Raw genomic sequence first — 26,697 nt, forward strand, 5'->3', positions numbered from 1 at the left:
GTGCCATGAATCACCACCTTGTGGATTAGAATGCAGGCATTCCCCCGCACATTGAGGGATGGAAATTCGGGCAGTAGATATCTGTCGCCTTTTACCCATTATTCTGCGTGAATACCGCGAATTCGGCCGCACGCGGTCTGAGCGGTTTTTGCCGGTTGAGCACTTTTGAAGACATTTGACCATTTGACCGTTATCGGTCTGCGCGAGTGGGTGGCGCTCCCGGATTTGGGAGTCGCTGGCCTTCGGGCAAAAATCGACACCGGCGCCAGCACCTCCAGCCTGCATGCCACCGACATCGAGCCGTTCGAGCGCGACGGTGAACAGTGGGTGCGCTTCACTGCGCACCTGGGCACGGTGGTGCAACTGCGGCACCGGCGCTGCGAAGCCCCGCTGGTAACGAGGAAAACCATTAAAAGCTCCAACGGCCATGCGCAGATGCGCTATGTGGTCAGCACCACCCTGGCCCTCGGTGATCGGGTCTGGCGGGTCGAGTTCACCCTTGCCTGCCGCAAGTCCATGCGTTATCGCCTGTTACTCGGTTCAAAAGCCCTGATCGACGGCCAGTTGGTGGTCAATCCGGGCATCAAATATGTACAAGACAAGCCGGTGTTCCCGGTATCTACCTTCTCCACAGGTGTTGCATGAAGATCGCTGTGCTGTCGCGGAACCCGCGTCTGTATTCCACCCGTCGTCTGGTCGAAGCCGGTATAGAGCGTGGCCATGAAATGGTGGTGATCGACACCCTGCGCGCCTACATGAACATTGCCAGCCACAAGCCGCAGATCCACTACCGTGGCAAACCGCTGGAGGGTTTCGATGCAGTGATCCCGCGGATCGGTGCATCGGTGACGTTTTACGGCTGCGCGGTGCTGCGCCAATTCGAAATGATGGGGGTGTTTCCGCTCAACGAATCGGTAGCCATTGCCCGTTCGCGAGACAAACTGCGGTCGCTGCAATTGCTGTCGCGCCGGGGGATCGGTTTGCCAGTCACCGGTTTTGCCCACTCTCCGGATGACATTCCCGACTTGATCGAGATGGTCAACGGGGCGCCGCTGGTGATTAAGGTGCTGGAAGGCACTCAGGGCATCGGTGTGGTGCTGTGTGAAACGGCCACGGCGGCGGAATCGGTGATTGAGGCCTTTATGGGCCTGAAGCAAAACATCATGGTTCAGGAATACATCAAGGAAGCCGGCGGAGCGGACATTCGTTGTTTCGTGGTTGGCGACAAGGTGATCGCGGCGATGAAGCGCCAGGCCAAGCCGGGGGAGTTTCGCTCCAACCTGCATCGCGGTGGCAGTGCGAGCCTGATCAAGATCACACCGGAAGAAAGAATGACTGCGTTGCGAGCGGCGAAGGTCATGGGGTTGGCGGTGGCGGGGGTGGATATCCTGCGCTCCAATCATGGCCCGCTGGTGATGGAAGTGAACTCGTCACCGGGGCTTGAAGGGATTGAAACCACCACCGGGAAGAATGTGGCGGGGATTATCATTGAGCATCTGGAGAAGAATGGCGGGCCGAATATGACGCGGACCAAAGGTAAAGGCTGAAGCTGACTCGGTGATCGTTCCCACGCTCTGCGTGGGAATGCAGCCCGGGACGCTCCGCGTCCCCTCCAGAGTCGAACGCGGAGCGTCCGAAGAGGCATTCCCACGCAGAGTGTGGGAACGATCGGATTAGACGGCATCCCGCGGCAACATCAACCCAAGCGGCAACCGCACCCGCGCTTCCAGCCCGCCACCGGAGCGGTTGCGCAGCTCGACATTCCCGCCATGCATCGAAGCGATCCGCTTCACGATCGCCAACCCCAGCCCGGTCCCCTTACCGCCCCGGGCCCGATCGCCACGGGTGAACGGGTTGAAGATCGCCTCCAGCTCCGACGGGTCGATTCCCGCGCCACGGTCCATGACGCTCAATACCACATACGGCGCACTGGAATCCCCGGACACATAAGCCGCCACTTCGACGCCGCTGCCGGCGTGATGCAAGGCATTGCCGATGAGGTTGTTCAGCAATCGTTTCATCGACACCCGCCGCAGCGGGAACGGCTGGATCGGTTCCAGGCGCAAGCGCACTCTCTCTTCGTTCTGGTTATATGGCGCGGCAACTTCGCGAACCAGATCGCTCAGGTCCACTTCTTCCACCGACTCATCACGTCCGTCACGAATGAAGGCCAGGAACTGATCCAGAATCGCGTCCATGTCTTCGATGTCGCGGATCATGTCGTCTGTCAGGTCACTGTGGGCCCCCATCAGTTCCAGGGACAGCCGCAAACGGGTCAGGGGCGTGCGCAGGTCGTGGGAGACCCCGGCCAGCATCAGTTCTCGCTCGCGACCGGCTTGTTCGACGTCTTCAGCCATTTGGTTGAAGGCGCGATAAACCTCGGTCATTTCGCTCGGTGTATCGCTGATCGGCAGGCGCACGCTGCGGCCCTGACCCAGTTGCCTCGCGGCATAGACCAGGCGTTTTAGCGGTTGATTGAGCTGGCTGACGAAAATCCACGCCGAGGCGGTGGACAGCAGGCCGATGGCGAGGAACCAGCCGAGCACATTCCAGATTTTCTGGCCGCGCAATGGGTGCGGATACAACGGCACTTTCAGCCAGCCATCGCCCAGGCTGGGTGCGCGCACCCACAGCGCCGGTGGTGAGTGCATGCGTAATCGCACTTCGGTGTCGGCGCCCAGTTCATCCTGCATCTGGCGCTGGTAGATCTCGCTGTAGGGCCAGTGTTGTTCGCCTTCCGGCACACCGGCCCCCACCACCCGAATCAGGGTCGCGGCATCGGCGATCTTGGTGCGGTTTTCTTCGTCGGCGGCCCAATAGGCACGCAGCGTCAGGGCGACGCCGTGGCTGTATTGGCGATCCACCAGCACATCTTCGTTCATCAACAGATAAACCAGGGTCAGCGCCTTGGAGAACAGGACGACGATCAGCACCAGCCACAGGGTGCGGGAGAAGAAGCTCTGGGGGAACCAAACAGGGGTTTTCATGAGTAACCGCTACACACTTGCAGGAGCGAGCATGCTCGCATATTGCGGATCACGGGTCTGCGGGAAAGGTCATCTGACCCCTTGCCCGCAAGACCCGCTCCTACAAATCACCAATCACTTCGTGGCGGCGCCATCCGGAACGAACACATAACCCACGCCCCAGACAGTCTGGATGTAGCGTGGTTTGGATGGATCGGGCTCGATCATCCGGCGCAGACGGGAGATCTGCACATCGATGGAACGCTCAAGGGCATCCCACTCGCGGCCACGGGCCAGGTTCATCAGCTTGTCGCGGGTCAGTGGCTGACGCGCGTTCATGACCAGCGCCTTGAGCACCGCAAACTCACCGGTGGTGAGCATGTGCACTTCGTCGCCGCGCTTGAGTTCGCGGGTGGCCAGGGACAGTTCGTAGTCACCGAAGGTCACGCTTTCGTCTTCGCTGCCTGGGGCGCCCGGCACGGGAGCCGCCTGACGACGCAGAACCGCTTTGACCCGAGCCATCAGCTCGTCCGGGTTGAACGGCTTGGCCAGGTAATCGTCGGCGCCCAGTTCCAGGCCCTTGATGCGGCTGAGCTCATCGCCCTTGGCGGTCAGCATGATGATCGGAATCTGATTGTTCGCTGTGCGCAGGCGGCGGCAAGCGGTCAGGCCGTCTTCGCCAGGCAGCATCAGGTCGAGGACGACCAGGTTGAACACTTCACGCGCCAGCAGGCGGTCCATTTGTTCCGTGTTCGGGACGGCGCGGGCACGGTAGCCCTTGCTGACGAAAAAACGCTCCAGCAGGCTGCTCAGCCCGGGATCGTCGTCAACAATAAGAATTTTTTCGCCTTCAGCAATGTTTGCAGTGCTGCTCATTGGATGCTCCTTTGATCTCGGCGCGCATTATGGCGTAGCTGCCGTTATACGCACCGTGTGCATTGTTAGCAGATTTTTCCTTCACCGCCAGAAAACCGGGCATTGTGCCTACAACCCGCGATGCCCCCGAAGGGACAGAACGCTGGTTATAATGCGCGGCCTTTTGTGTCAGGCAACGTCTGATCGTTACTGTAAGCAGCCGCTTTTTTTTTCATGGCGCTGGCAGTAATTGTTCGATTTCACGGGTCAACGGGAAGCCTGTTGGCTCAGGTAGCGGCGCACGCCAGGCCGCTCAACCAGACTCGCCGAGCCTTTATCTCTGCGCCTGCGAGCCTGCTTTCACAATTTGTCAGGTGGTTTTATGGACAGCATCAACAGCCGCATCGCCGAGGAACTCGGTGTACGCCCACAACAGGTCGAAGCGGCCGTCGCGCTACTCGATGAAGGGTCTACCGTTCCCTTCATCGCCCGCTACCGGAAAGAAGTGACCGGCAGCCTCGATGACATCCAGTTGCGTCATCTGGAAGAGCGTCTGCGCTACCTGCGAGAACTCGACGAACGGCGGATCAGCATCCTCGCCAGCATTCAAGAGCAGGGCAAACTGACCCCGCAACTCGAACGCGACATCAAACTCGCCGACACCAAGACCCGTCTCGAAGACTTGTACCTGCCGTACAAGCAGAAGCGCCGCACCAAGGGCCAGATCGCCCTGGAAGCCGGCCTCGGCGAGCTGGCCGACGGCCTGTTCAACGACCCGACCCTGAACCCTGAAGCCGAAGCCGCGCGTTTCATCGACGCCGAAAAAGGCGTGGCCGATGTGAAAGCCGCCCTTGAAGGCGCCAAGTACATCCTCATGGAGCGCTTCGCCGAAGACGCCGGCCTGCTGGACAAGCTGCGTAACTACCTCAAGCAGGAAGCCACCCTCAGTGCCCGCGTGATTGCTGGCAAGGAAGAGGAAGGTGCCAAGTTCCGCGACTATTTCGAACACGACGAACCGCTGAAAAGCATGCCATCGCACCGCGCGCTGGCGATTTTCCGTGGCCGCAACGAAGGCATTCTCAGTTCCGCGCTGAAAGTCGGCGATGAACTGCCGGGCACCATGCACCCGTGCGAAGGCATGATCGGCCAGCAATTCGGCATCCAGAACCAGAACCGTGCCGCCGACAAATGGCTGGGCGAAGTGGTGCGCTGGACCTGGAAGGTCAAGCTCTACACTCACCTGGAAACCGACCTGCTGGGCGAGTTGCGCGACGGCGCAGAAACCGAAGCAATCAATGTGTTCGCACACAACCTGCACGACTTGCTGCTGTCGGCCCCGGCCGGCCCGCGCGCCACCCTGGGCCTCGACCCGGGCCTGCGCACCGGCTGCAAGGTCGCCGTGGTCGATGCCACCGGCAAGCTGCTGGATCACGCCACGGTTTACCCGCACGTGCCGCACAACAAGTGGGACCAGACCCTCGCCGTGCTCGCCGCCCTGTGCGCCAAGCATTCGGTGGACCTGATCGCCATCGGCAACGGCACCGCCAGCCGTGAAACCGACAAGCTCGCCGCTGAGCTGATCAAAAAATACCCAGCCATGAAGATGACCAAAGTCATGGTCTCCGAGGCCGGTGCATCGGTGTACTCGGCGTCGGAACTGGCCTCCAAGGAATTCCCGGACCTCGACGTGTCGATCCGTGGCGCGGTGTCGATTGCCCGTCGCTTGCAGGATCCTCTGGCTGAGCTGGTGAAGATCGATCCGAAATCCATCGGCGTTGGCCAGTACCAGCACGACGTGTCGCAGCTGAAACTGGCGCGCGGCCTGGACGCGGTGGTCGAGGACTGCGTGAATGCCGTGGGCGTCGACGTCAACACCGCTTCCGTGGCACTGCTGGCGCGCATCTCCGGCCTCAACGCGACCCTGGCGCAGAACATCGTCAGCCACCGCGACGAGCACGGCGCCTTCAAAACCCGTGCGGCGTTGAAGAAAGTCGCGCGTCTGGGTGAAAAAACCTTTGAACAGGCCGCAGGCTTCCTGCGTGTAATGAACGGCGACAACCCGCTGGATTCGTCCGCGGTTCACCCGGAAGCCTATCCGCTGGTGCAGCGCATTGCCGCCGAAACCGATCGCGACATTCGTTCGCTGATCGGCGACGCGAGCTTCCTCAAACGTCTCGATCCGAAGAAGTACACCGACGAAACGTTCGGCTTGCCGACGGTCACCGACATCCTGCAAGAGCTGGAAAAACCCGGTCGCGACCCGCGTCCCGAGTTCAAGACCGCCGAGTTCCAGGAAGGCGTCGAAGACCTCAAGGACTTGCAACTGGGGATGATCCTCGAAGGCGTGGTCACCAACGTGACCAACTTCGGCGCCTTCGTCGACATCGGTGTGCATCAGGACGGTTTGGTACATATCTCCGCGCTGTCGGAGAAGTTCATCAAGGATCCGCGCGAAGCGGTGAAGGCCGGTGATGTGGTCAAGGTGAAGGTCATGGAAGTCGACATCCCGCGCAAACGCGTTGGCCTGTCGATGCGCATGAGCGACACCCCGGGCGAGAAAATCGACGGTGCCCGTGGTGCGCGTCCGGGTTCGGCACCACGCCAATCGCAGAACACCGCCCCGCGCAAGGAAACCACGGCAGCAGCCCCGGCCAACAACGCCATGGCCTCGCTGTTCGCCAACGCCAAACAGTTGAAAAAACGCTGATGGAGATCCCGGCCGGCTTGACCGAAAGCGCGTTTTTCAAGCTGCTGGGATGTCGCTTGCACAGCCTGGAAACCGGGGTGGCGCAAGTCGCCCTGGCGCTTGAGCCAGAACTGCGCAATCGCGGCGGCAAACTGCACGGCGGCGCTTTGTTCAGTCTGGTGGACATTGCCATGGGGCTGGCCTGTTCCAGCACCCACGGCTTTGACCAGCAGAGCGCGACCATCGAGTGCAAGATCAACTACATCCGCGCCGTCGCCGACGGTGAAGTGATGTGCACGGCACGGGTGATCCATCCGGGCCGCCGCACGCTGGTGGTCGAAGCCGACGTGATGCAAGGCGACAAACTGGTCGCAAAAGCACAAGGCACGTTCGCTGTCCTGTAGCTACCTAACCTCGATTTGAGTTAATTTCGACGCTACAAAACCTGTGGGAGCGGGCTTGCTCGCGAAGAGGGAGTGTCAGTCAACATAAATGTCGCCTGATACACCGCCTTCGCGAGCAAGCCCGCTCCCACAGTGGACTGTGGCGACCCAATCATTGGCTGACTGGCGCAGCCCAAAAACCAGGCGAAAACGCCAGTTTTAACTTCACCCTTGTAGACCGTCTTGCCCACCCCCATATTGGGGCGACTGACGCGTGAAGGAATCCAACTTGAGCGAACTTCTCAACCGCCGCCTGGCTCTGCTCGGCGAGCGCGCTAACCTCTCTCTGCTCGAACAGTGCCTTCACGGCATCGAACGTGAATGCCTGCGCGTAACCAGCGAAGGTCGCCTGGCGCAAACGCCGCACCCGGAAGCATTGGGTTCCGCGCTGACCAACGAACAGATCACCACCGACTATTCCGAGTCGCTGCTGGAGTTCATCACGCCTGCCCTGCCAGACCCGGCGCAGATGCTGGCGAGCCTGGACAGGATTCACCGTTTTGCCTACAGCAAGCTCGGCAACGAGTACCTGTGGAGTCCATCGATGCCGTGCCCGTTGCCGGCCGAGGAAGACATCCCGATCGCTTATTACGGCACCTCCAACATCGGGCAGCTCAAGTACGTCTATCGCAAGGGTCTGGCGTTGCGTTACGGCAAGACCATGCAGTGCATCGCCGGGATCCACTACAATTTTTCCCTGCCGGAAAAGCTCTGGCCCCTGCTCAAAGAGGCTGAAGGCTTTGACGGCACCGACCGCGACTATCAGTCGTCGGCCTACATCGCGCTGATCCGCAACTTCCGTCGCTATAGCTGGCTGCTGATGTATTTGTTCGGTGCCTCGCCTGCGCTGGATGCCGGTTTCCTGCGCGGTCGCTCGCATCAGTTGGAACAACTGGACCCGGACACGTTGTACCTGCCGTACGCCACCAGCCTGCGCATGAGCGATCTGGGTTACCAGAGCAACGCCCAGGCCGGTTTGACGCCGTGCTACAACGATCTGACCAGCTACACCGACAGCCTGCGCAAAGCCGTGGCCACGCCGTATCCGCCGTACGTCGAGATCGGTACGCACCAGGACGGTGAGTGGGTTCAGCTCAACACCAACATCCTGCAGATCGAAAACGAGTACTACTCCAACATTCGCCCGAAACGCGTGACCTATACCGGCGAACGGCCGATTCAGGCGCTGGTGGCCCGTGGCATTCAGTACGTCGAAGTGCGCTGCCTGGACATCAACCCGTTCCTGCCGATGGGCATCGACCTCACCGAGTCGCGGTTCCTTGATGCGTTCCTGCTGTACTGCGCGCTGAACGACAGCCCGCTGCTGACCAGTACCTCGTGCGGCAACGCGACTTCGAACTTCCTCAGCGTGGTCAAGGAAGGTCGTCGTCCGGGCCTGCAATTGCAACGCGACGGGCTCCCGGTAGACCTCAAGGAATGGGCCGGCGAATTGCTGGAAAAGATTGCGCCATTAGCGGCATTGCTGGATCAGAGCCATGGCGGCGATGCTCACAGCAAGGCACTGGATGTACAGCTGGCCAAGGTCAAGGACTCGTCCCTGACGCCATCGGCCCAGGTGTTGGCGGCGATGGCCGAGCACAAGGAAAGCTTTGCTCAGTTCTCCTTGCGTCAGAGTCAGGTGCACGCGGAATTTTTCCGCAGCGAGCCGCTTTCTGGCGAAGAACAGGCTAGATTTGAAGAGTTGGCACGTTCGTCGCTGGCTCAGCAGATGGAGCTTGAGCAGAACGAAGTCGGCGATTTCGATGTGTTTGTCGGGTCGTATCAGGCGAGTATTCTGGCGATCAGTAACTAATCTCTGAAGGTCCTTCGGACCTTTTCGCGGGCAAGCCTCGCTCCTACAGGTTTTATGATCGTTCCCACGCTCTGCGTGGTAATGCCTCAAGGGACGCTCCGCGTCCAGGTGACGCGGAGCGTCACCGGCTGCATTCCCACGCGGAGCGTGGGAACGATCGATAAACAACTATGCTCCCTTAGAATTTTCCGCTCATAAGGTAATTCGAAAAAGTTATTTATTTTCTGATTCTTATATCATTTAGTCTCCTTTTCACGCCGACTCTCGGTCGCCTGACAAGGAGCTTTCCCGATGAAACTGACTTCTCCTCTTCGCCTTCTGGCCGCCGCGTTTCTGGCTTCGGCGAGTTTCCTGGCTCAGGCGGCAGACGTGACCGTCGCCTACCAGACCACCGTTGACCCGGCCAAAGTCGCCCAAGCCGACGGCACCTACGAAAAAGCCACCAACGCCAACATCGACTGGCGCAAATTCGACAACGGCGCCGACATCATCGCCGCCATCGCTTCCGGCGATGTGCAAATCGGCTACCTCGGTTCCAGCCCCCTGACGGCGGCAATCACCCGAAAAGTCCCGGTGGAAACTTTCCTCATCGCCACTCAGATAGGCGCTGCCGAAGCGCTGGTTGCGCGAGATGGTTCCGGGATCAAGACCCCGCAAGACCTGATCGGCAAGAAAATCGCCGTACCGTTCGTTTCCACCGGCCACTACAGCCTGCTGGCCGCGCTGAAACACTGGAACATCGACCCGTCGAAAGTCACCGTGCTCAACCTCGCGCCGCCAGCAATCATCGCTGCATGGAAACGCGGTGATATCGACGCCACCTACGTCTGGGACCCTGCCCTCGGCGTGGCCAAGGAGAACGGCAAAGTGCTGATCACCTCGGGCGAGTTGGCCAAGTTCGGCGCACCGACTTTCGATGCCTGGATCGTGCGTAAGGATTTCGCCCAGAAGCACCCGGAAATCGTCACCGCGTTCGCCAAAGTGACCCTCGATGCCTACGCCGACTACCGCAAAGACCCGAAAGCCTGGCTGGCCAACCAAAGCAATGTCGACAAACTGGTGAAGCTCTCCGGTGCCAAGGCCAGCGACATTCCATTGCTGCTGCAAGGCAACGTCTTCCCGCTCGCGGCTGATCAGGTGCTCACCCTCGGCGCGCCGACTACCAAGGCCATCACCGACACCGCCGTGTTCCTCAAGGAACAGGGCAAGGTCGAGGCCGTGCTGCCGGACTACGCGCCGTACGTCAGCGCCAAATACATCACCCATTGATCGGGAGTTAACCGCGATGGCTTTGCTACAGCTGGAGCGTATCTGCGCACAGTATCCCGGCGCAGCGGAACCTGTGCTGGCGGATATTTCCCTGAGCCTGGGGCCCCGGCAGTTGCTGGTTGCCCTCGGCCCGTCCGGCAGTGGCAAGACCTCGCTGTTGAACCTGATTGCCGGTTTTGTCGAACCCAGTTCCGGGCGCATCACCCTTGACGGTGTGCCGGTCAAAGGCCCGAGCGCCGAGCGCGGCGTGGTGTTCCAGGACGACGCCCTACTGCCTTGGCAGGACGTGCTGGCCAACGTCGGCTTCGGTCTGGAACTGGCTGGCCTCGCCCGGGATAAACGCGAAATCCGTGCCCGGGAAATGCTCGCGCTGGTGGACCTTTGCGGTTTCGAACACCGCCGAATCTGGCAGCTCTCGGGCGGGCAGAAACAACGTGTCGGCCTCGCTCGTGCCCTCGCAGCAGACCCTCGGGTCTTGCTGATGGATGAACCCTTCGGTGCCCTTGATGCCTTCACCCGCGAACAGATGCAGGAGCTGTTGCTGCAAGTCTGGCAGCGCACCGCCAAACCGGTGTTCCTGATTACCCACGACATTGAAGAAGCGGTGTTCCTCGCCACGGATCTGATTCTGCTGGCGCCTGATCCTGGGCAAATCGTCGAGCGTCTGAGCCTGGATTTCGGTCAGCGTTATGCCGCCGGTGAGTCGGCACGCTCGATCAAGTCCGACCCGCGCTTTATCGAAACCCGCGAACACGTGCTCGCCAAAGTGTTCTCCCAACGCAGTGCCGTCCAGCGACAGGAGCGCGCATGAGCACCTATGAAATTCCCGCCGCGACGGTGAAGTCGGGCTCGACGGTCATTGCGCTGCGTCGCAGTTTGAACACACGCTGGATCAGCGTACTAACGCTGGTCGCTCTCGTTGCCATTTGGTGGGCCGTCACGGCCACAGGTTTGATCGAACCACTGTTCCTGCCGCCGCCGTCCGCCGTGCTGCAAAAAGGCTGGCTGCTGGTAACCACCGGCTACATGGATTCGACTTTGTGGCAGCATTTGGGCGCGAGCCTTGGCCGTATTGGCCTGGGCCTGGGCTTCGCCGTGCTGACCGCCGTGCCGGTGGGCATCGCCATCGGCCACAACCGCATCGCTCGCGGCATTCTTGATCCGCTGATCGAGTTCTATCGCCCGATTCCGCCGCTGGCTTATCTACCGCTGATCGTGATCTGGTGCGGCATCGGTGAGTTGTCGAAAGTCTTGTTGATCTACCTGGCGATCTTCGCGCCGATCGCGATAGCCACCGCCACTGGCGTACGCACCGTCGACCCGGCGAAATTGCGCGCCGCACAGTCGTTGGGCGCAACTCGGGCGCAGTTGATTCGGCATGTAATTCTGCCCAGTGCCTTGCCGGACATTTTGACTGGCGTGCGGATTGGTCTGGGTGTGGGTTGGTCGACATTGGTGGCCGCCGAGTTGATCGCCGCCACCAGTGGTTTGGGCTTCATGGTGCAATCGGCCGCGCAATTCCTGGTCACCGATGTGGTGGTGCTGGGGATTCTGGTGATTGCGCTGATCGCTTTCGTCATGGAAATGGGCCTGCGTGCGCTGCAACGCAAACTGGTGCCGTGGCATGGTCAGACTCACTGAGTAGAGCGGGTCTATGGCGATCGGCGTCGCTCTTTAATTGAACGCGATGTAGAAATACCCCACACCCGGATCACGCCCCATGGTCGGTACTCGCGAAACAAAAATATCTTCTACCCGGCCCAGTTCCGGCAATTCCATCACACACAAGCCATCGACAAAGTCAGTGGGTTGCAGGCTATTGAACTCGACGCTGAACGGCATGCGCTCGCTGTTTGGCAGCTGTGAGCGGGGCGTTTCTGCAAGGGTGTCGATATGGATCGGCAGTTCACTGCCATCGGGCAGCCGCAGCGTCCCCGTCTTACCCAGCAGTGCCTGAAAGTGTTGGCTTTGAACCTGTTGCAGCATGGCATCACTCCATCAGCAAAAGTGGCCGGGGGATTGGCATCCCCCGGCCAGAACCTCAGTTGCGCGAAGGGAAAAGACCGTTCAGGGCGATGCTGAAGTTGAGCACCAGGAACGGGTTCATCACCGCCATGGGCAAGCCGTTGCCGGCGGACGAGATTTCCCCCGTTACCGTAGTGGCCACGCCCTTGAGCGGCACGGCCGCAGCGCCTTGCTGATCGGAGTAAATACTCGCTGAACCGGGGCCGCCGCCCGAGGCACCGATGTACGAGTTGGTGGCGGTCGGGTTGGTGACCGGGTTGCTCGCCGGGCTGGCCAGTTGCAGGGTGGTGGTAGCCGTGAGCCCGGACAGGGCGTGGGTGTGGTTGGGCAGGTTATTGATGGTCGCGGTGACGTTCTCGGTGCCGGAAACTTCGCCGATGACGCGCGGGGTCAGACCCAAGCCGTTGCCCATGGCGACTGGCATGCGACCTTGCAGGTTGGGCAGCATGAAATTGGTGGTGCCATTGCCTCCGTAGTAGGTTCCCAGCAGTGCGAAAACCGTGTTGTATTGCGCGATGCTCAGCGTCTGGCCGTTGCACAGGGCCCAGCCGTTGGGCGCGAAGTTAAAGGCGAAAGACTGAATAGTGCCGATGAATACTTCCATGGTTCCTCATCCCTCAGGTTAGTGTCTGATACGTCACGTTGCAGGCCCGGTTATCCGGGCAGTTCGCGCTGATCAGCCGACTCCTTTCATCTCCGTGGCTGGGTCACGCCACGCCAAAGCGTAGACGCTGATCGGAATGATTGCCGGACGTCGTCCGTCGCAAGGCCAGCATCGACGTCGGGCTCGCGCCTGTCCTACAGTGCTGGGGAAGCTTCGGTTTTCACATGGCCGTTGCAAGGGGAGGTAATGGAGGCGCGCAGAGAAACACCGCTGGGCGATACTCAGGACCCGCATGCGATGCCGGGGTCGTGGGCGGCTGCCCGTCGCTTGCTGCGATGGGCGCGAGAGCATTGGCTACTGTCGATTCTGACGTTGGCCGCGCTGGTGCGTTTTTACCACCTGACGGCGGCAGCGATCCGGGGCGACGAAGGGTCCAGCCTGTTGCTGAGCCAGTATTCCCTGGCCGGGATCTGGGAGCACGCGGCTCATGATGTGTATCCACCCCTCTATTTCATGCTGCTGCACGGCTGGATCGACCTGTTCGGAGATGGCATTTTTTCGATTCGCAGCCTGAGTGCGCTGCCGGGGATTGTCACGGTGGGGCTCGGCGTCTGGTTAGTGGACTTGCTCGCTACCCGCCGTGCCGCGTTGCTGGCCGGGGTTCTGCTGGCGCTGCTGCCCACGGCGGTGCATTACAGCCAGGAAGTGCGCATGTATTCGTTGCTGGGGCTGTGGCTGATCGGTGCCACGATCGCCTTGATGTATTGGATCAGGCAGCCGCAACGCACACGCTACCTGGTGATTTACACCCTGCTGATGAGTGCGGCGTTCTACACCCATTACTTCACGGCGTTTTGCGTGCTGTGTCACTGGCTGTATCTGGGGCTGATCCGTGTGCAGCCAGGGTATCGATTGCGGCACATTCAGCGCTCTGGCTGGTGGCTGGCCAATATGGCGATTGTGGCGTTGTACCTGCCATGGCTGCCCAGTCTGTTCGATCTGGTGCAGCACATGGATCAGCTCAAAACCATTGGCGATGTGGGGTCGCCCGTCACGCTCGGCTCACTGCCTTCAATGATCTGGTCGTTCCTGATCCAGGACGATGGCGAGAACCTGCCCACGCTGATTTTTATTGCGCTGCCACTGGCGTTGCTGGCCCTGGCGGGCGTGGCGCTGGCGCGCGATCGCAGTGTTTTCCGTGGCAGTGCGTTGGCGCTGATCTACACCGTTCTCCCATTGTTGCTGGTATTTGCAGTGTCGTTCATAGCGCCGGTGTTTATCGAACGCTACCTGAGCGCTTATGCCTTGGGCGTGCCGATGCTGGTGGCGCTGGCCATCGATCGTTTGTACGCGGACGTCAAGGTAGTGGCGCTGGCTGTGCTGATGCTGTTTGTCGGCGTCGAACTGGTGGGGCTGAAAAACAATGCCACGGTGGATACCGACGATCAGATCAGCGTCATGGTCAGTTATGTGAACCAGCACTTCGCCCCCGGCGACCGAATCGTCACCGGCGACATGCTCGGGTACCTGAGTTATGTCTATTACAACCGCACTGATGCCAAACCATTGCTGTACACGCCGCCGTTGGCCGATGGCAGGTCGAGCCGGCCGAACGCTTATGGTTTCGGCGCGCTGGTGACTGATGACATCTATCTGGACAGCCTCGGCAGCTTGTCCAAAGGCCCGGGTCGAGTCTGGCTGGTCGGTAACGTCGATGGACCGGACGAGTTCGCGCCTTTGCCCCAGGGTTGGCAACGCCTGAGTGAAACCGGGGCGGGAGGCGCCAGGGCACGCTTGTATGTGCTGAAATAGGCCGTGTGGACAGGCTTAATCGATTCATCTTTCAGCCGGTTATATCAATCGTTTTTTCCAGTCGATTTAGCTCCGATTTGATATCAAAGCACCACTAGTCGCAACACCATTCATGGTCTACGCTCGTCATACAAAAGGACTTATGACGGGTGAATGGATGCAGCACTTTCACTTTATTTCCGGCTTGCCGCGTTCAGGCTCGACCCTGCTTTCTGCCATTCTTTTGCAGAACCCGCGCTTTCATGCCGGCATGACCAGCCCCGTGGGTGCGCTCTTTTCCGGCGTTCTGGAGCAATGCAGCGCCGGCAGCGAATTCGGTGCGGTGATCGACACCAACCTGCGTCGCCGTCTGTTGCGCGGCCTGTTCGATTCTTTCTACGCCGACAAGGCCGACAAACCGGTGGTGTTCGACACGAACCGCCTGTGGAGTTCGCGCCTGCCGGCGATCAGCGATCTGTTCCCTCAAGCCAAAATCATTGCCTGCGTGCGCAATGTCGCTTGGGTCATGGACAGCATCGAGCGCCTGTACCGCGCCAACCCCTTCGAAAACACCAAACTGTTCGGTGATGCGGTCGAACGCAACACGGTCTATAGCCGCTGCGAAACCCTGGCCCAGCGCAATCGGCTGGTGGGGTTTTCCTGGGCCGCCCTCAAGGAAGCCTATTACGGCGAACACGCCGACTCGTTGCTGATCATCGATTACGACCTGCTGAGCCAGGCGCCTGAGCGGGTGATGCGCCTGGTCTACGATTTCATTGGCGAACCCTGGTTCGAACATGATTTCGACCATTTGGCCTACGACGCACCGGAATTCGATCAGGCCCTCGGCCTCTCGGGGCTGCATAAGGTGAAGGCCAAGGTCCAACTGCAATCCAGGCGCACGATCCTGCCGCCGGACTTGTTCAAGCAGTACGCCGAGTTGTCTTTTTGGCTCGATGGCTCAGCCAGCGCCGCCAATGTCATTCGTATGAAAGCCGACGCCGCGATCAGTTGATCGCGGCGTTTTCATTGATGCCTCAGAAAGTTCGAGTCCGGGTGAGCAGCATGTGGTGGAGCAAAGGCAAGTCGCGGGTTACCGAAGGCGCACGAGCGCTGGCCTCGCCAATGATCATGTCCCTGGAGCCACGCATGCTGTTCGACGGCGCGGTGACCGCCACGGTCGCCGACACTGCCCAGGCTGACAGCCATGCCACCGCCGAGGCGGTCAAAGCGCCGACCGCCGATCAACCGGTCGCCAGCAAAGACACCCATGGCCAGGCCGATGCTACACCGGCGCCAGCACCCGCTGCGGTGCCGGGGCAGAGCGTGGTGTTCGTCGATTCGCGGGTCAAGGATGTCGATAGTCTGCTTCAAGGCGTCGCGCCCGGTACCCAGGTGGTTCAGCTCGATGCCAGCAAAGATGGCCTGCAGCAAATCGCCGATTATCTGGACGGTCATCAGGGCATCAGCTCGGTGCAGATCATTGCTCACGGCAATGCGGGCGATTTGTGGCTGGGCAACAGCTACTTGTCTGCCGACAACATCGCGGATCGCAGCGCGGTGCTGGCGGAAATTGGCAAGGACATGAACGTTGGCGGCGACATCCTGATTTACGGTTGCTACACCGCCGACGGCGAGCGCGGCTTGAATTTCATCGACTCGCTGGCTCAATTGACCGGCCGCGATGTGGCCGCCTCCAGCGATCGCACCGGGCTCGGTGGCGACTGGGATCTGGAAATCGCCACCGGCAACATCGAAAGCGCCAACGTCCTCTCGACCACGGCCATGAGCGATTATCAGTGGGGCCTGGCCACCTGGACCGCCACCAACAACGCCAACACGGGCGTCGGCTCGTTGCGTGCCGCCCTCGCCTCGGCGCAGAACGGCGATATCGTCACCTTCAGCAGCAGCATGACGGTGCAGCTGACGTCCGAACTGCTGATCAACAAGAACATCACCGTTGATGGCGACTTGAACAACGACGGCGCGGCTGACGTGATTCTCGACGGTCAGTACCGGACCCGAGTGATTGAAGTGACGGCTGGCAGTATCGTGACCCTCGATGGCTTGGTGATCACCCGTGGCCTGGTATCGGGCAATGGCGGCAACGGTGGCTACGGCGCCACGGGCGCGATGGCCGGGGGGATTTTCAACGCAGGGATTTTGACCCTGAATAACGTCAGCGTAACCTCCAACGGCGCTTCCGGTGGCGGTGGCGGCGGCGGTGTGACGGGCGCTTTTTACGGCGGTGGCGGTGGCGGTGGTGGCGGTTTGGGCGGCCAGGGCGGCGGGCATGGCGGTTCGGCAGGGCCGGGCACCGGCACATTGGGCGGCCAGGCGGGCGTCGGCGGTGTCGGTGGTTACGGCGGCGGTTATGACGCCACCCACATGGGTGGTCGCGGCGGTACCACCACTGGCGGCGCTGGCGGCGTAGGCGTTTCCTATTACAGCAACGGCGGTAACGGTGCGACGGCCACCAATGGCACGATTTCCATTGGCGGCGGTGGCGGCGGGGCCGGTTGGGACAAGGTGGGTGGCGCCGGCGGCAACGCGGTGGGCGGGATCTACAACGCCAGCAGCGGCACCATCACCATCGTCGGCACGTCGACCATCAGCAACAACATCGGTGCTGGTGGCGGCGGTGGCGGTGGTGGTGGCCAAGGCAGCAATGCCAGCAATGGCGGCATTGGTGGCCGTGGCGTCGGTGCGATCTGGAACAAAGGCACGCTGCTGATGACGGCCGCCAACTTCGCGGCCCTGGCCGGTAATGCCGCGGCCAGTGGTGCCGGCGGTACCGCGCAGGGCGGAGGTTCAACCGGCACCTCGCCGACCTCTGTCGCGACCATCTACAACGACGGCGGCGTACTCAACACCGCGTATTCGCCACCGCCGACCGCGACTATTGTGGTCGCTGATACCACACTGAGCATCGGCGAAACGTCCCTGGTGACCATTACCTTCTCCGAGGTGGTGACCGGTCTCACCAATGCGGATCTGACCATCGCCAACGGCACCTTGACCGCGGTAAGCAGCGGCGATGGCGGCATCACCTGGACGGCAACCTTTACCCCATCCGCCAGTATTTCCGATACGACCAACGTCATCACCCTGGACAACACCGGGGTGATCAACATTCTGGGCACCGCTGGCGTCGGTACCACCAACTCCAATAACTACACGGTCGACACCGTACGCCCGACCGCCAGCATCGTGTTTACCGACACGGCGCTGAGAATCGGCGAAACCTCGCTGGTGACCATCACCTTCAACGAAGCGGTTACCGGTCTCACCAATGCCGACCTGACGATTGCCAACGGCACCTTGACCGCGGTGAGCAGCGGCGACGGCGGCATCACCTGGACGGCGACTTTCACGCCGAGCGCGAGCATCACTGACACGAGCAATCTGATCACCCTGGACAACACCGGGGTCAACGATCTGGTGGGCAACGCCGGCAGCGGCACCACCGATTCGAATAATTACGCCATCGATACCGTGCGGCCAACGGCAACCATCGTGGTGACAGACAATGCGCTGAGAATCGGTGAAACCTCACTGGTGACCATCACCTTTAGTGAAGCGGTCAGCGGTTTCACCAACGCCGACCTGAGCATCGCCAACGGCACCTTGAGCGCGGTCAGCAGCAGCGACGGCGGCATCACCTGGACCGCGACCTTCACACCTTCCGCGAGCACTAACGACGCGACCAACCTGATCACCCTGAACAACACCGGCGTGGCGGATCTGGCGGGCAACACCGGCAGCGGCACCACCGACTCGAATAATTATGCGATCGATACGCTTCGTCCAACCGCAACCATTGTGGTGACGGACAATGCGCTGAGAATCGGCGAAACCTCGCTGGTGACCATCACCTTCAATGAAGCAGTCAGCGGTTTCACCAACGCCGACCTGACCATCGCCAACGGCACCTTGAGCGCGGTGAGCAGCAGCGATGGCGGCATTACTTGGACGGCAACTTTTACCCCGACCGCCAGCATCACCGACACGACCAACCTGATCACCCTGGACAACACCGGCGTGGCGGATCTGGTGGGCAACGCCGGCAGCGGCACCACCGACTCCAACAACTATGCGGTCGACACCGTACGCCCGACGGCCACCATCGTGGTTGCGGACACGGCGCTGAGAATCGGCGAAACCTCGCTGGTGACCATCACCTTCAGTGAAGCGGTCAGCGGTTTCACCAACGCCGACCTGACCATCGCCAACGGCACGTTGAGCGCGGTGAGCAGCAGCGACGGCGGCATCACCTGGACCGCGACCTTCACACCTTCCGCGAGCATCAACGATACAACCAACCTGATCACCCTGGACAATACGGGCATCGCGGATCTGGCGGGCAACGCCGGCAGCGGCACCACCGATTCCAACAACTACGCCATCGACACCGTGCGTCCGACCGCCACGATTGTGCTGGCCGATACAGCACTGACAGCGGGCGAAACCTCGCTGGTGACCATCACCTTCAGCGAGGCGGTCAGCGGTTTCACCAACGCCGACCTGACCATCGCCAATGGCACGTTGAGCGCGGTGAGCAGCAGTGACGGCGGCATTACCTGGACCGCGACCTTCACGCCAACCGTCGGCGTGAGTGACCCGAGCAACGTCATCACCCTGAACAATACCGGTGTGGCCGACATCGCCGGCAACACCGGCAGCGGCACCACCAGTTCCGGCAACTACACCATCGATACGGTGCTGCCGACCGCGACCATCGTGGTTGCCGACAATGCGCTGAGAATCGGTGAAACGTCGTTGGTGACCATTACCTTCAGTGAAGCGGTCAGCGGTTTCAGCAACGCCGACCTGACCATCGCCAACGGCACCCTGACTGCGGTGAGCAGCAGTGACGGCGGCATCACCTGGACCGCGACCTTCACGCCGACCGTCAGCATTACCGATGCGACCAACCTGATCACATTGGACAACACCGGCGTGCAGGCTGCCGCCACCGGCAACGTGGGCAGCGGCACCACCGACTCCAACAACTACGCGATCGACACCGTACGGCCAACGGCAACCATCGTGGTGACAGACACCGCGCTGAGAATCGGCGAAACCTCGCTGGTGACCATTACCTTCAGTGAAGCGGTCAGCGGTTTCACCAACGCCGACCTGACCATCGCCAACGGCACCTTGAGCGCGGTGAGCAGCAGCGACGGCGGCATCACCTGGACCGCGACCTTCACACCTTCCGCGAGCATCAACGATACAACCAACCTGATCACCCTGGACAATACGGGCATCGCGGATCTGGCGGGCAACGCCGGCAGCGGCACCACCGATTCCAACAACTACGCCATCGACACCGTGCGTCCGACTGCGACGATTGTGTTGGCCGACACAACACTGGCAGCGGGTGAAACCTCGCTGGTGACCATCACCTTCAGCGAGGCGGTCAGCGGTTTCACCAACGCCGACCTGAGCATCGCCAACGGCACGTTGAGCGCGGTGAGCAGCAGTGACGGCGGTATCACCTGGACCGCGACCTTCACGCCAACCGTCGGCGTGAGTGACCCGAGCAACGTCATCACCCTGAACAATACCGGTGTGGCCGACATCGCCGGCAATACCGGCAGCGGCACCACCAGTTCCGGCAACTACACCATCGATACGGTCCTGCCGACCGCGACCATCGTGGTGGCGGACAACGCCCTGAAAATCGGTGAAACGTCGCTGGTGACCATGACCTTCAGCGAAGCGGTCAGCGGTTTCAGCAACGCTGACCTGACCATTGCCAACGGCACCCTGAGCGCGGTGAGCAGCAGTGACGGCGGCATCACCTGGACCGCGACCTTCACGCCGACCAACGCCATCACCGACACCACCAACCTGATCACCCTGGATAACAGCGGGGTGCAAAACGCTTCGGGCAATGCCGGCAGCGGCACCACCGATTCCAACAACTACGCGATCGACACCGTGCGGCCAACGGCAACCATCGTGGTTGCGGACGCGGCGCTGGGGGTGGGGCAGACATCGGTATTGACCATCACGTTCTCCGAGGCGGTGACCGGTTTTACCACGGCCGACCTGACGGTGAGCAACGGTACCCTGAGCAGTCTGAGCACCAGCGATAACATCACCTGGACCGCCACCCTGACGCCGACGGCGAGCATCACCGATTCGACCAACCTGATTACTCTGGACGACAACGGGGTCCTGGATGTGGCCGGAAACGCGGGTGCCGGCACCACGGATTCGAATAACTACGCGATCGACAGCCAACGGCCGACCGCCACTATCGTGCTGAGCGACACGACCCTGAAACCGGGGGAGACGGCGCTGGTGACCATCACCTTCAGTGAAGCGGTGACGGGTTTTGACAACAGTGATTTGAGCATCGCCAACGGCACCTTGAGCGCGGTCAGCAGCAGCGACGGTGGCATCACCTGGACCGGGACCTTCACCCCGACTATCGGGATTACCGACGCCAGCAACATCATCACGCTGAACAACAGCGGCGTCTTGGACCTGGCCGGCAATACCGGGTCAGGCACCACCAACTCGGCCAATTATGTGGTGGAAACCGAGGTGCCGACCGCCACCATCGTAGTTGCCGACAATGCCCTCAAGGCCGGTGAAACCTCACTGGTCACTATCACTTTCAGCGAAGCAGTCAGCGGTTTCAGCAACGCCGACCTGACCGTTGCCAACGGCACCCTCAGTAACGTTTCGTCCAGCGATGGCGGCGTGACCTGGACCGCGACCTTCACGCCCACTGTCAGTGTGACGGACACCACTAACCTGATCAGCCTGGACAACAGTGGTGTGACCAACGCGTCGGGCAACAGCGGTGTTGGCGTGACCGACTCCAATAACTACGCGATTGATACCGCTCGCCCTAACGCGACCATTGTGGTGGCGGACAATAAGCTGGGCATTGGTGAAACCACCACGGTGACCATTACCTTCAGCGAAGCGGTGTCCGGTTTCGACCTGTCGGACCTCAGCGTGGCCAATGGTGTGCTGTCCAACCTGGCCAGTAGCGACGGTGGTGTGACCTGGACCGCCACACTCACACCGACCGCGAGCCTTAACGATGCGACCAACCTGATCCTGCTCGACACCGGCAATGTGCTCGACGCGGCGGGGAATGCCGGCGCCAGCATCGCCATTTCCAACAACTACGCACTCGATGCGACTCGCCCGACCGTCACCATCGTGGTTGCCAACCCGAACCTGGGCATTGGCCAGACGACGCTGGTGACCTTCACGTTCAGTGAGGCGGTAAGCGACTTCGATTTGTCGGACTTGAGCGTCACCAACGGCGAGCTGACCAATCTGGCCAGCAGCGACGGCGGCAAGACTTGGACCGGAACGTTCACCCCCACCGCGAACATCACCGACCCGAGCAATTTCATTGCGCTGGACACCAGCAACGTGACTGACCTGGCGGGCAACATCGGCGCCAGCGTCGCGGTGTCCAACAACTACGCCATCGACGGCGAACGGCCGACGGCCACGGTGGTGGTTGCCAACCCGAACCTGGGCGTGGGCCAGACCTCATTGGTGACCTTCACCTTCAACGAAGCAGTGAGTGGCTTCGACCTGTCCGACATCAGCGTGGCGAACGGCAGCTTGTCCGGTTTGAGCAGCAGCGATGGCGGTAGAACCTGGACCGCGACCCTGACGCCGAACGCCAATGTCAGCAGTGGCAACAATGCGATCAGCCTGAACGTCGCTGGCGTCAGCGATTCAGCAGGCAACACGGGCAGCGGTGTCAGCCTATCGAACAGCTATGCGATCAATACGGTCGTTGCACCGTCGTCGCCGATTGTCGTGGTGCCGCCGGAACCGGAGTTCCGGGCCTCGGATCCTGTCAGCGTGCCCGATCTGCCCAACGTGCCATTACAACCGATCATCTTCACTGCGCCCACTGGCGATCTCGGCTCGCCGCTGACCTTTACCCCGCTGTTTGAACAGCGAGTGATCGGCAACGGCATTCGGCCTTTGGGCGATATTTTCATGAGCCACGGGGCGCTGACGCCTAGCTTTATCGCGCAGGTATTCAGCAGCAGTGAAAACGGTGGCGATGGCTCAGGTCACGGCTTCCTCGGTTTTGGCGGTGGCGACGGCGGGGTCTTTGGCAGCAGCACGCTGTCAAATCTGTTCAATCAGGACACGGGCAGTGAGGGGGACTCGCTGAACGCCTTCGGCCATAACTCAATCAGGATGGGAGATGCTTCCCAAGGACTGCGCGGTGTGTTTGGCGCACCGAGTCTTGGTCAGCAATTGCAACAACTCAAGGACACTGAGCAGCGGCAGGTCGAAAGCCTGGCCGCGGCTTTGCACCAGGTCGGCATCAGTGAAATGCAGGCCTGAAAAAACCATTAAAGCAGGGCGGCACCTGGGGGCTCCAAGGATGAAGAGAAGTCAGAAGTTATTCGGCGCCAGCCTGCTGGCGCTGGCGATCAGCGGGTGTGCAGTCACCAGTGAACCGATCGAACGCAGCGTCAGCCAACAACGCGCCAAAAGCGATCTGCAAAACATGTACAAGGGGCAGGAGCCACTCAGCGGCCCGCTGACCCTGCACCAGGCCATGGCCCGGGCGGTGAAATACAACCTCGAAGGCCGGCTCAAGATCATGGAAGAGGCCTTGGCCAAGCGCCAACTCGACCTTGCCAGTTTCGACATGCTGCCGCGCATGGCGCTGGACGCCGGTTACGTGGGGCGTAACAACGTCAGCGCCTCCAGCAGCCAGAGCGTCGAGACCGGGGCCCAGTCCCTGGAGCCGTCGACCTCCCAGGACCGCGACCGTGAAGTGGCGGACCTGACCATGGTCTGGAACGTGCTCGACTTTGGTGTCAGCTACATCAGCGCCAAGCAACAGGGCGACCAGCGACTGATCGTCCAGGAGCGTCGGCGCAAGGTTATCAACACCATCGTGCAGGACGTGCGCTCGGCCTATTGGCGAGCCATGGCCGCCGAACGTTTGCTCAAACAGATCGACAGCCTCATGGTCCGGGTCGAAACCGCTCGCACCAATAGCCAGAGCATGAGCGAGCAGCGTATCGGCGATCCGATTCAGGCATTGGGCTATCAACGCTCGCTGATCGAAGCCACCCGGCAACTGGAAGAACAACGCCGCGCACTGTCGTTGGCGAAAACCGAACTGGCAACGCTGATCAACCTGCCGCTGAGCACCGAGCTGACGCTGGCAACCCAGGATGATTACATCATCCCGGAACTCAAGGTCGATCTCGCCAGCCTGGAACAGGAAGCCCTGACCAGTCGGCCGGAGTTGCGCGAGCAGGATTACCAGACCCGGATCAGCGCCGCCGAAACCCGCAAAGCCATGCTGCGTCTGCTGCCGGGGCTGGAGTTTGCCGCTGGCGGGCATTACGACAGCAACTCGTTTTTGGTGGAACAGGGCTGGGCGGATTACGGGGTGAAAGTCACCTGGAACCTGTTCAATGTGATTTCCGCGCCCGCCGCGATTGACGTTGCCAAGGCCGGTGAAGAAGTCGCCGCGGCGCGCAGGCAGGCGATGTCGATTGCCATACTGGCGCAGCTTTACGTGGCCAACGCCAACTATCGCGAGGCGATGCGGCAGTTCAAGACCAATCAGCAACTGTCAGACATCGATGGGCAAATCGTCGGCCAGCTGCGCAATCGTCATCAGGCGGCCGGGCTGGGCGAACTGGACCTGATCCAGGGCGAGCTGAACACCTTGCAGGCCGATCTGCGACGCGACCTGTCTTACGCCGATCTGCGCAACGCTTACGGGCAAATATTCGCCAGCGCCGGTCTCGATCCGCTGCCGGACGAAGTGCAATCGACCGAAGTCCAGTCCATCGCCACGGCCCTGGCCAATCGCGAAGAGGCTTGGGCGGCGGGCAACATCTCAGTGCCGGTGGCCCATGCCCCGGTCCAATAATCTGCTGGCGCCGACGGCGAGCATCAGCCGCGCCCAACGGGAGACCCGCAACGGCCATCGCGGCACGGCAATTCTGCTGACCGGTTTGCCGGCCGCGGGCAAGTCAACATTGGCCCAGGCACTGCACGCCGAGTTGTTCGAGCATGGCGTGCAGAGTGTGGTGCTCGATGGCGACGGACTGCGGGTCGGGCTCAATCGCGATTTGGGGTTTACCGACAGCGATCGCCTGGAAAACATCCGCCGCGCCAGTGAACTCGCGGCACTGTTGGTCGAGAACGGGCAAATTGTCATCCTCGCGATGATCGCGCCTTTGGTGGAGTTGCGTGAATTGTTCGCCCGACGATTGGGGGAGGATTACCGTGAAGTCTGGTGCAGCGCCTCGTTGGCGGTGTGTGAACAGCGTGACCCCAAAGGTCATTACGCCCGGGCTCGACGAGGTGAGTTGGCGGGGTTTACCGGTATTTCCGCGCCTTACGAACCACCGCCATGCGCGGCGCTGGTGCTCGACACAGGTGCGCAATCGGTCGAGGCCTGTCTCGACCGTTTGCTGACCTGGCTCGGCGAATGCGCGGTGCTGCCGAAACGATGAGTCGGCCGGCCTTCTCCCGCTTGCCGGTAACGGTGGATTTGCCGTTGCTGTTGCAGGCGCTGGGGGCGATTGGCGAGGACGACTGGCGCAGCCACTTCAATAGCGATTATTACGCTGGCGACTGGAGCGGTGTGGCGCTGATTTCCGCAGCCGATGCCTTGACTGAGCTGTCGCCCGGTCGCGGCGAAACTCTTTTGCGTGAGCCTTGGCGGCGGGATGTTCGATGGCAGCAAGGGCTGCGGGATCTGCCGCTGCAGATCGTCTGCGCGCGTCTGCTGCGGCTCGGCCCGGGCGGGCGCATCCATGAACATCGCGACTATGACCTGGGCGCGCCAGACGCTGACTTGCGTCTGCATATCCCGTTGCTCAGTCCACCCCGAGTGGACTTTCTGCTGGACCGCCAGCGCATGCCGATGGCCGCTGGCGAATGCTGGTTTCTCGACCTGTCGCGGCCTCATCGCGTGGACAATCGCGATACCCGGGCACGGGTTCATCTGGTGCTCGATTGCCGGCCCGATTCCTGGCTGGAGCAAGCGATTCTCGACGGTGTATCGACCACACCGCCGCCCGGTGTCGATGATGGGGCTTTGCTCCAGTTTCAGCGGTTAGTGGCCAGCGATTCGCAGCTTTCGAAGACGTTGCAGGGCTTGCCGGACACCGAAGCTTTTATCACCCGCACTCTGGAACTGGCGGCTGAGCGAGGCTTGCTGTTCACCCGCGAAGAACTGCGCGCGGCGATGCGCGACGGTCGCCGTCAATGGAATGAACAATGGAGCGCCTGAACCTGGAAGGCTGGTTGCCGATTCGCGTGTGGCAAGAGGCCGGGCAATGGCAAGTCGACTGGTGCTGGTTCGGTGACACGCCGCTGCATCAGCCGTTTTTTCGTGAGGCCGTGGAAGACGCGCTGCGACTGCCGTTCAATCAGGCGTTTCGCCGGAAAACTGCATTGTCGACCCTCGCTGACTGGCAGGTTTGCAGCCCTGGGTTGGCCCCGAGTGCGTTTATCTTTCATGCCTCGCGATGTGGCTCGACCCTGATCAGCCAGATGCTGGCGCAACTCGACAGCCACATTGTCGTCAGCGAGCCACCGCCGCTGGATGCGTTGTTGCGCAGTGATTTGCCCGCCGTCGAGCGCCGTGCTGCCATCAAAGGGATGCTGTCTGCTTACGGGCAACGTCGGCTCGGTTCGGAGCAACGGCTGGTGATCAAACTTGACGCCTGGAATATCGGTGAACTGCCGTTGTTGCGCGAGTGTTTCCCCGAAACGCCGTGGCTGTTTCTTTATCGCGATCCGCTGGAGATCGCCGTCTCGCATCTGCGTCGCCCGGGCATGCACATGGTGCCGGGGATGATCGGGGCGAGCGGGCTGGACGACGAATTGCCGTTCGATAGCCGCGAGGATTACATCGCCCGGCGGTTGGGGCGGTTGCTGGCGCAGGGATTGGCGCAATGCCGGGCGTTTGGCGGCCTGGCGGTGAACTACAGCGAACTGCCACAGGCCATGGCGGGGCGGTTGGCAGCGCTCTTTGCATTGGATGTCGAGCAGCGAAAGCAGGTGTTTGCGGCGGTGGGACAACATGCCAAGCAGCCGTCGCAGGGGTTTGTTGGTGACAGCGATGACAAGCGTCGTGAAGCCTCGGCGCTTCTTAACGAACGCATACAACAATGGGCGCTAGAGCCTTATAAGGCTTTGGAGAAAATGCGCAAAATATGATTGGAATGGCTTTTTGTGGCGAGGGAGCTTGCTCCCGC

19 protein-coding genes are annotated in these 26,697 nt (G+C 61.1%); 15 read left to right on the forward strand and 4 right to left on the reverse strand.

The genetic code is table 11. The features are described from left to right. Nucleotides 1-165 precede the first annotated feature (165 nt). A complete protein-coding gene (gene rimB / locus AC1RQB_RS20200) occupies nt 166-645 on the forward strand; it encodes a retropepsin-like aspartic endopeptidase RimB (protein WP_007903080.1) in 480 nt (159 codons plus the stop codon). Next, nucleotides 642-1,547: a 30S ribosomal protein S6--L-glutamate ligase gene (gene rimK, locus AC1RQB_RS20205; protein ID WP_007903081.1), complete on the forward strand. Its 906-nt coding sequence runs from the start codon at nt 642-644 to the stop codon at nt 1,545-1,547. The genes rimB and rimK overlap by 4 nt, the downstream gene beginning before the upstream one ends. 126 nt (nt 1,548-1,673) lie before the next feature. Here the strand turns inward: rimK and AC1RQB_RS20210 are convergent, their stop codons facing one another. Next, nucleotides 1,674-2,987, reverse strand: a complete 1,314-nt coding sequence (locus AC1RQB_RS20210; RefSeq protein ID WP_063341947.1) for an ATP-binding protein — start codon at nt 2,985-2,987, stop codon at nt 1,674-1,676. A 114-nt stretch (nt 2,988-3,101) separates the two neighbouring features. Then, nucleotides 3,102-3,842, reverse strand: coding sequence for an osmolarity response regulator transcription factor OmpR (gene ompR / locus AC1RQB_RS20215; protein ID WP_007903084.1), 741 nt, complete (start codon nt 3,840-3,842; stop codon nt 3,102-3,104). 361 nt (nt 3,843-4,203) lie between these two features. Between ompR and AC1RQB_RS20220 the strand changes: the two genes are divergently transcribed. From AC1RQB_RS20220 to tauC, 6 genes are all read left to right on the forward strand, one after another. Continuing rightward, the gene (locus tag AC1RQB_RS20220) at nt 4,204-6,528 is read left to right on the forward strand and encodes a Tex family protein (protein WP_008076563.1); all 2,325 of its coding nucleotides are present in this window, start codon (nt 4,204-4,206) and stop codon (nt 6,526-6,528) included. Next, complete coding sequence (locus tag AC1RQB_RS20225) at nt 6,528-6,911, forward strand: PaaI family thioesterase (protein WP_008076564.1); 384 nt, start codon at nt 6,528-6,530, stop codon at nt 6,909-6,911. Before AC1RQB_RS20220 ends, AC1RQB_RS20225 begins: the two co-directional genes overlap by 1 nt. A 268-nt stretch (nt 6,912-7,179) precedes the next feature. Next, nucleotides 7,180-8,763, forward strand: a complete 1,584-nt coding sequence (gshA, locus tag AC1RQB_RS20230) for a glutamate--cysteine ligase (protein WP_063341946.1) — start codon at nt 7,180-7,182, stop codon at nt 8,761-8,763. Between the two features lie 291 nt (nt 8,764-9,054). Continuing rightward, nucleotides 9,055-10,032 (forward strand): taurine ABC transporter substrate-binding protein, encoded by a 978-nt coding sequence (tauA, locus tag AC1RQB_RS20235; protein ID WP_063341945.1) that lies wholly within the window; start codon nt 9,055-9,057, stop codon nt 10,030-10,032. A gap of 16 nt (nt 10,033-10,048) precedes the next feature. Beyond that, nucleotides 10,049-10,843: a taurine ABC transporter ATP-binding subunit gene (tauB, locus tag AC1RQB_RS20240; protein WP_063341944.1), complete on the forward strand. Its 795-nt coding sequence runs from the start codon at nt 10,049-10,051 to the stop codon at nt 10,841-10,843. Then, nucleotides 10,840-11,673, forward strand: a complete 834-nt coding sequence (tauC, locus tag AC1RQB_RS20245; protein WP_063341943.1) for a taurine ABC transporter permease TauC — start codon at nt 10,840-10,842, stop codon at nt 11,671-11,673. The genes tauB and tauC overlap by 4 nt, the downstream gene beginning before the upstream one ends. A 33-nt stretch (nt 11,674-11,706) precedes the next feature. Here the strand turns inward: tauC and AC1RQB_RS20250 are convergent, their stop codons facing one another. Together AC1RQB_RS20250 and AC1RQB_RS20255 are read right to left on the reverse strand one after the other, a co-directional pair. Continuing rightward, a complete protein-coding gene (locus AC1RQB_RS20250) occupies nt 11,707-12,018 on the reverse strand; it encodes a DUF6916 family protein (protein WP_063341942.1) in 312 nt (103 codons plus the stop codon). Nucleotides 12,019-12,073: 55 nt separating this feature from the next. Beyond that, a complete protein-coding gene (locus AC1RQB_RS20255) occupies nt 12,074-12,661 on the reverse strand; it encodes a phage tail protein (RefSeq protein WP_063341941.1) in 588 nt (195 codons plus the stop codon). Nucleotides 12,662-12,907: 246 nt separating this feature from the next. Here AC1RQB_RS20255 and AC1RQB_RS20260 point away from each other — a divergent pair, with 246 nt between their 5' ends. The 7 genes from AC1RQB_RS20260 (at nt 12,908) to AC1RQB_RS20290 (ending at nt 26,659) form a co-directional block, all read left to right on the forward strand. Then, entirely contained in the window at nt 12,908-14,473 is a 1,566-nt protein-coding gene (locus AC1RQB_RS20260) for a glycosyltransferase family 39 protein (RefSeq protein ID WP_063341940.1), read from the forward strand. A gap of 157 nt (nt 14,474-14,630) precedes the next feature. Continuing rightward, nucleotides 14,631-15,467, forward strand: coding sequence for a sulfotransferase family protein (locus AC1RQB_RS20265; protein WP_085990053.1), 837 nt, complete (start codon nt 14,631-14,633; stop codon nt 15,465-15,467). 134 nt (nt 15,468-15,601) lie between these two features. Further along, complete coding sequence (locus tag AC1RQB_RS20270) at nt 15,602-22,801, forward strand: Ig-like domain-containing protein (RefSeq protein ID WP_492571970.1); 7,200 nt, start codon at nt 15,602-15,604, stop codon at nt 22,799-22,801. 40 nt (nt 22,802-22,841) lie between these two features. Further along, nucleotides 22,842-24,356 carry a TolC family protein gene (locus AC1RQB_RS20275; protein WP_008068569.1) on the forward strand — a complete coding sequence of 505 codons (1,515 nt, stop codon included), beginning with the start codon at nt 22,842-22,844 and terminating at the stop codon, nt 24,354-24,356. After that, the gene (cysC, locus tag AC1RQB_RS20280) at nt 24,340-24,945 is read left to right on the forward strand and encodes an adenylyl-sulfate kinase (protein WP_063341938.1); all 606 of its coding nucleotides are present in this window, start codon (nt 24,340-24,342) and stop codon (nt 24,943-24,945) included. Before AC1RQB_RS20275 ends, cysC begins: the two co-directional genes overlap by 17 nt. Then, nucleotides 24,942-25,727, forward strand: a complete 786-nt coding sequence (locus AC1RQB_RS20285; RefSeq protein ID WP_063343909.1) for an aspartyl/asparaginyl beta-hydroxylase domain-containing protein — start codon at nt 24,942-24,944, stop codon at nt 25,725-25,727. The genes cysC and AC1RQB_RS20285 overlap by 4 nt, the downstream gene beginning before the upstream one ends. After that, nucleotides 25,715-26,659, forward strand: a complete 945-nt coding sequence (locus AC1RQB_RS20290) for a sulfotransferase family protein (protein WP_063341937.1) — start codon at nt 25,715-25,717, stop codon at nt 26,657-26,659. The genes AC1RQB_RS20285 and AC1RQB_RS20290 overlap by 13 nt, the downstream gene beginning before the upstream one ends. Nucleotides 26,660-26,697 lie beyond the last annotated feature (38 nt).

The organism is Pseudomonas sp. GW822-FHT02E03 (assembly GCF_058802325.1).

Coding starts and splice junctions, on each gene's coding strand:
- rimK (WP_007903081.1), top strand. CDS start 642: ATGAAGATCGCTGTGCTGTCGCGGAACCCGCGTCTGTATTCCACCCGT.
- AC1RQB_RS20210 (WP_063341947.1), bottom strand. CDS start 2,987: ATGAAAACCCCTGTTTGGTTCCCCCAGAGCTTCTTCTCCCGCACCCTG.
- ompR (WP_007903084.1), bottom strand. CDS start 3,842: ATGAGCAGCACTGCAAACATTGCTGAAGGCGAAAAAATTCTTATTGTT.
- AC1RQB_RS20220 (WP_008076563.1), top strand. CDS start 4,204: ATGGACAGCATCAACAGCCGCATCGCCGAGGAACTCGGTGTACGCCCA.
- AC1RQB_RS20225 (WP_008076564.1), top strand. CDS start 6,528: ATGGAGATCCCGGCCGGCTTGACCGAAAGCGCGTTTTTCAAGCTGCTG.
- tauA (WP_063341945.1), top strand. CDS start 9,055: ATGAAACTGACTTCTCCTCTTCGCCTTCTGGCCGCCGCGTTTCTGGCT.
- tauB (WP_063341944.1), top strand. CDS start 10,049: ATGGCTTTGCTACAGCTGGAGCGTATCTGCGCACAGTATCCCGGCGCA.
- tauC (WP_063341943.1), top strand. CDS start 10,840: ATGAGCACCTATGAAATTCCCGCCGCGACGGTGAAGTCGGGCTCGACG.
- AC1RQB_RS20250 (WP_063341942.1), bottom strand. CDS start 12,018: ATGCTGCAACAGGTTCAAAGCCAACACTTTCAGGCACTGCTGGGTAAG.
- AC1RQB_RS20255 (WP_063341941.1), bottom strand. CDS start 12,661: ATGGAAGTATTCATCGGCACTATTCAGTCTTTCGCCTTTAACTTCGCG.
- AC1RQB_RS20260 (WP_063341940.1), top strand. CDS start 12,908: ATGGAGGCGCGCAGAGAAACACCGCTGGGCGATACTCAGGACCCGCAT.
- AC1RQB_RS20265 (WP_085990053.1), top strand. CDS start 14,631: ATGCAGCACTTTCACTTTATTTCCGGCTTGCCGCGTTCAGGCTCGACC.
- AC1RQB_RS20270 (WP_492571970.1), top strand. CDS start 15,602: ATGCTGTTCGACGGCGCGGTGACCGCCACGGTCGCCGACACTGCCCAG.
- AC1RQB_RS20275 (WP_008068569.1), top strand. CDS start 22,842: ATGAAGAGAAGTCAGAAGTTATTCGGCGCCAGCCTGCTGGCGCTGGCG.
- cysC (WP_063341938.1), top strand. CDS start 24,340: ATGCCCCGGTCCAATAATCTGCTGGCGCCGACGGCGAGCATCAGCCGC.
- AC1RQB_RS20285 (WP_063343909.1), top strand. CDS start 24,942: ATGAGTCGGCCGGCCTTCTCCCGCTTGCCGGTAACGGTGGATTTGCCG.
- AC1RQB_RS20290 (WP_063341937.1), top strand. CDS start 25,715: ATGGAGCGCCTGAACCTGGAAGGCTGGTTGCCGATTCGCGTGTGGCAA.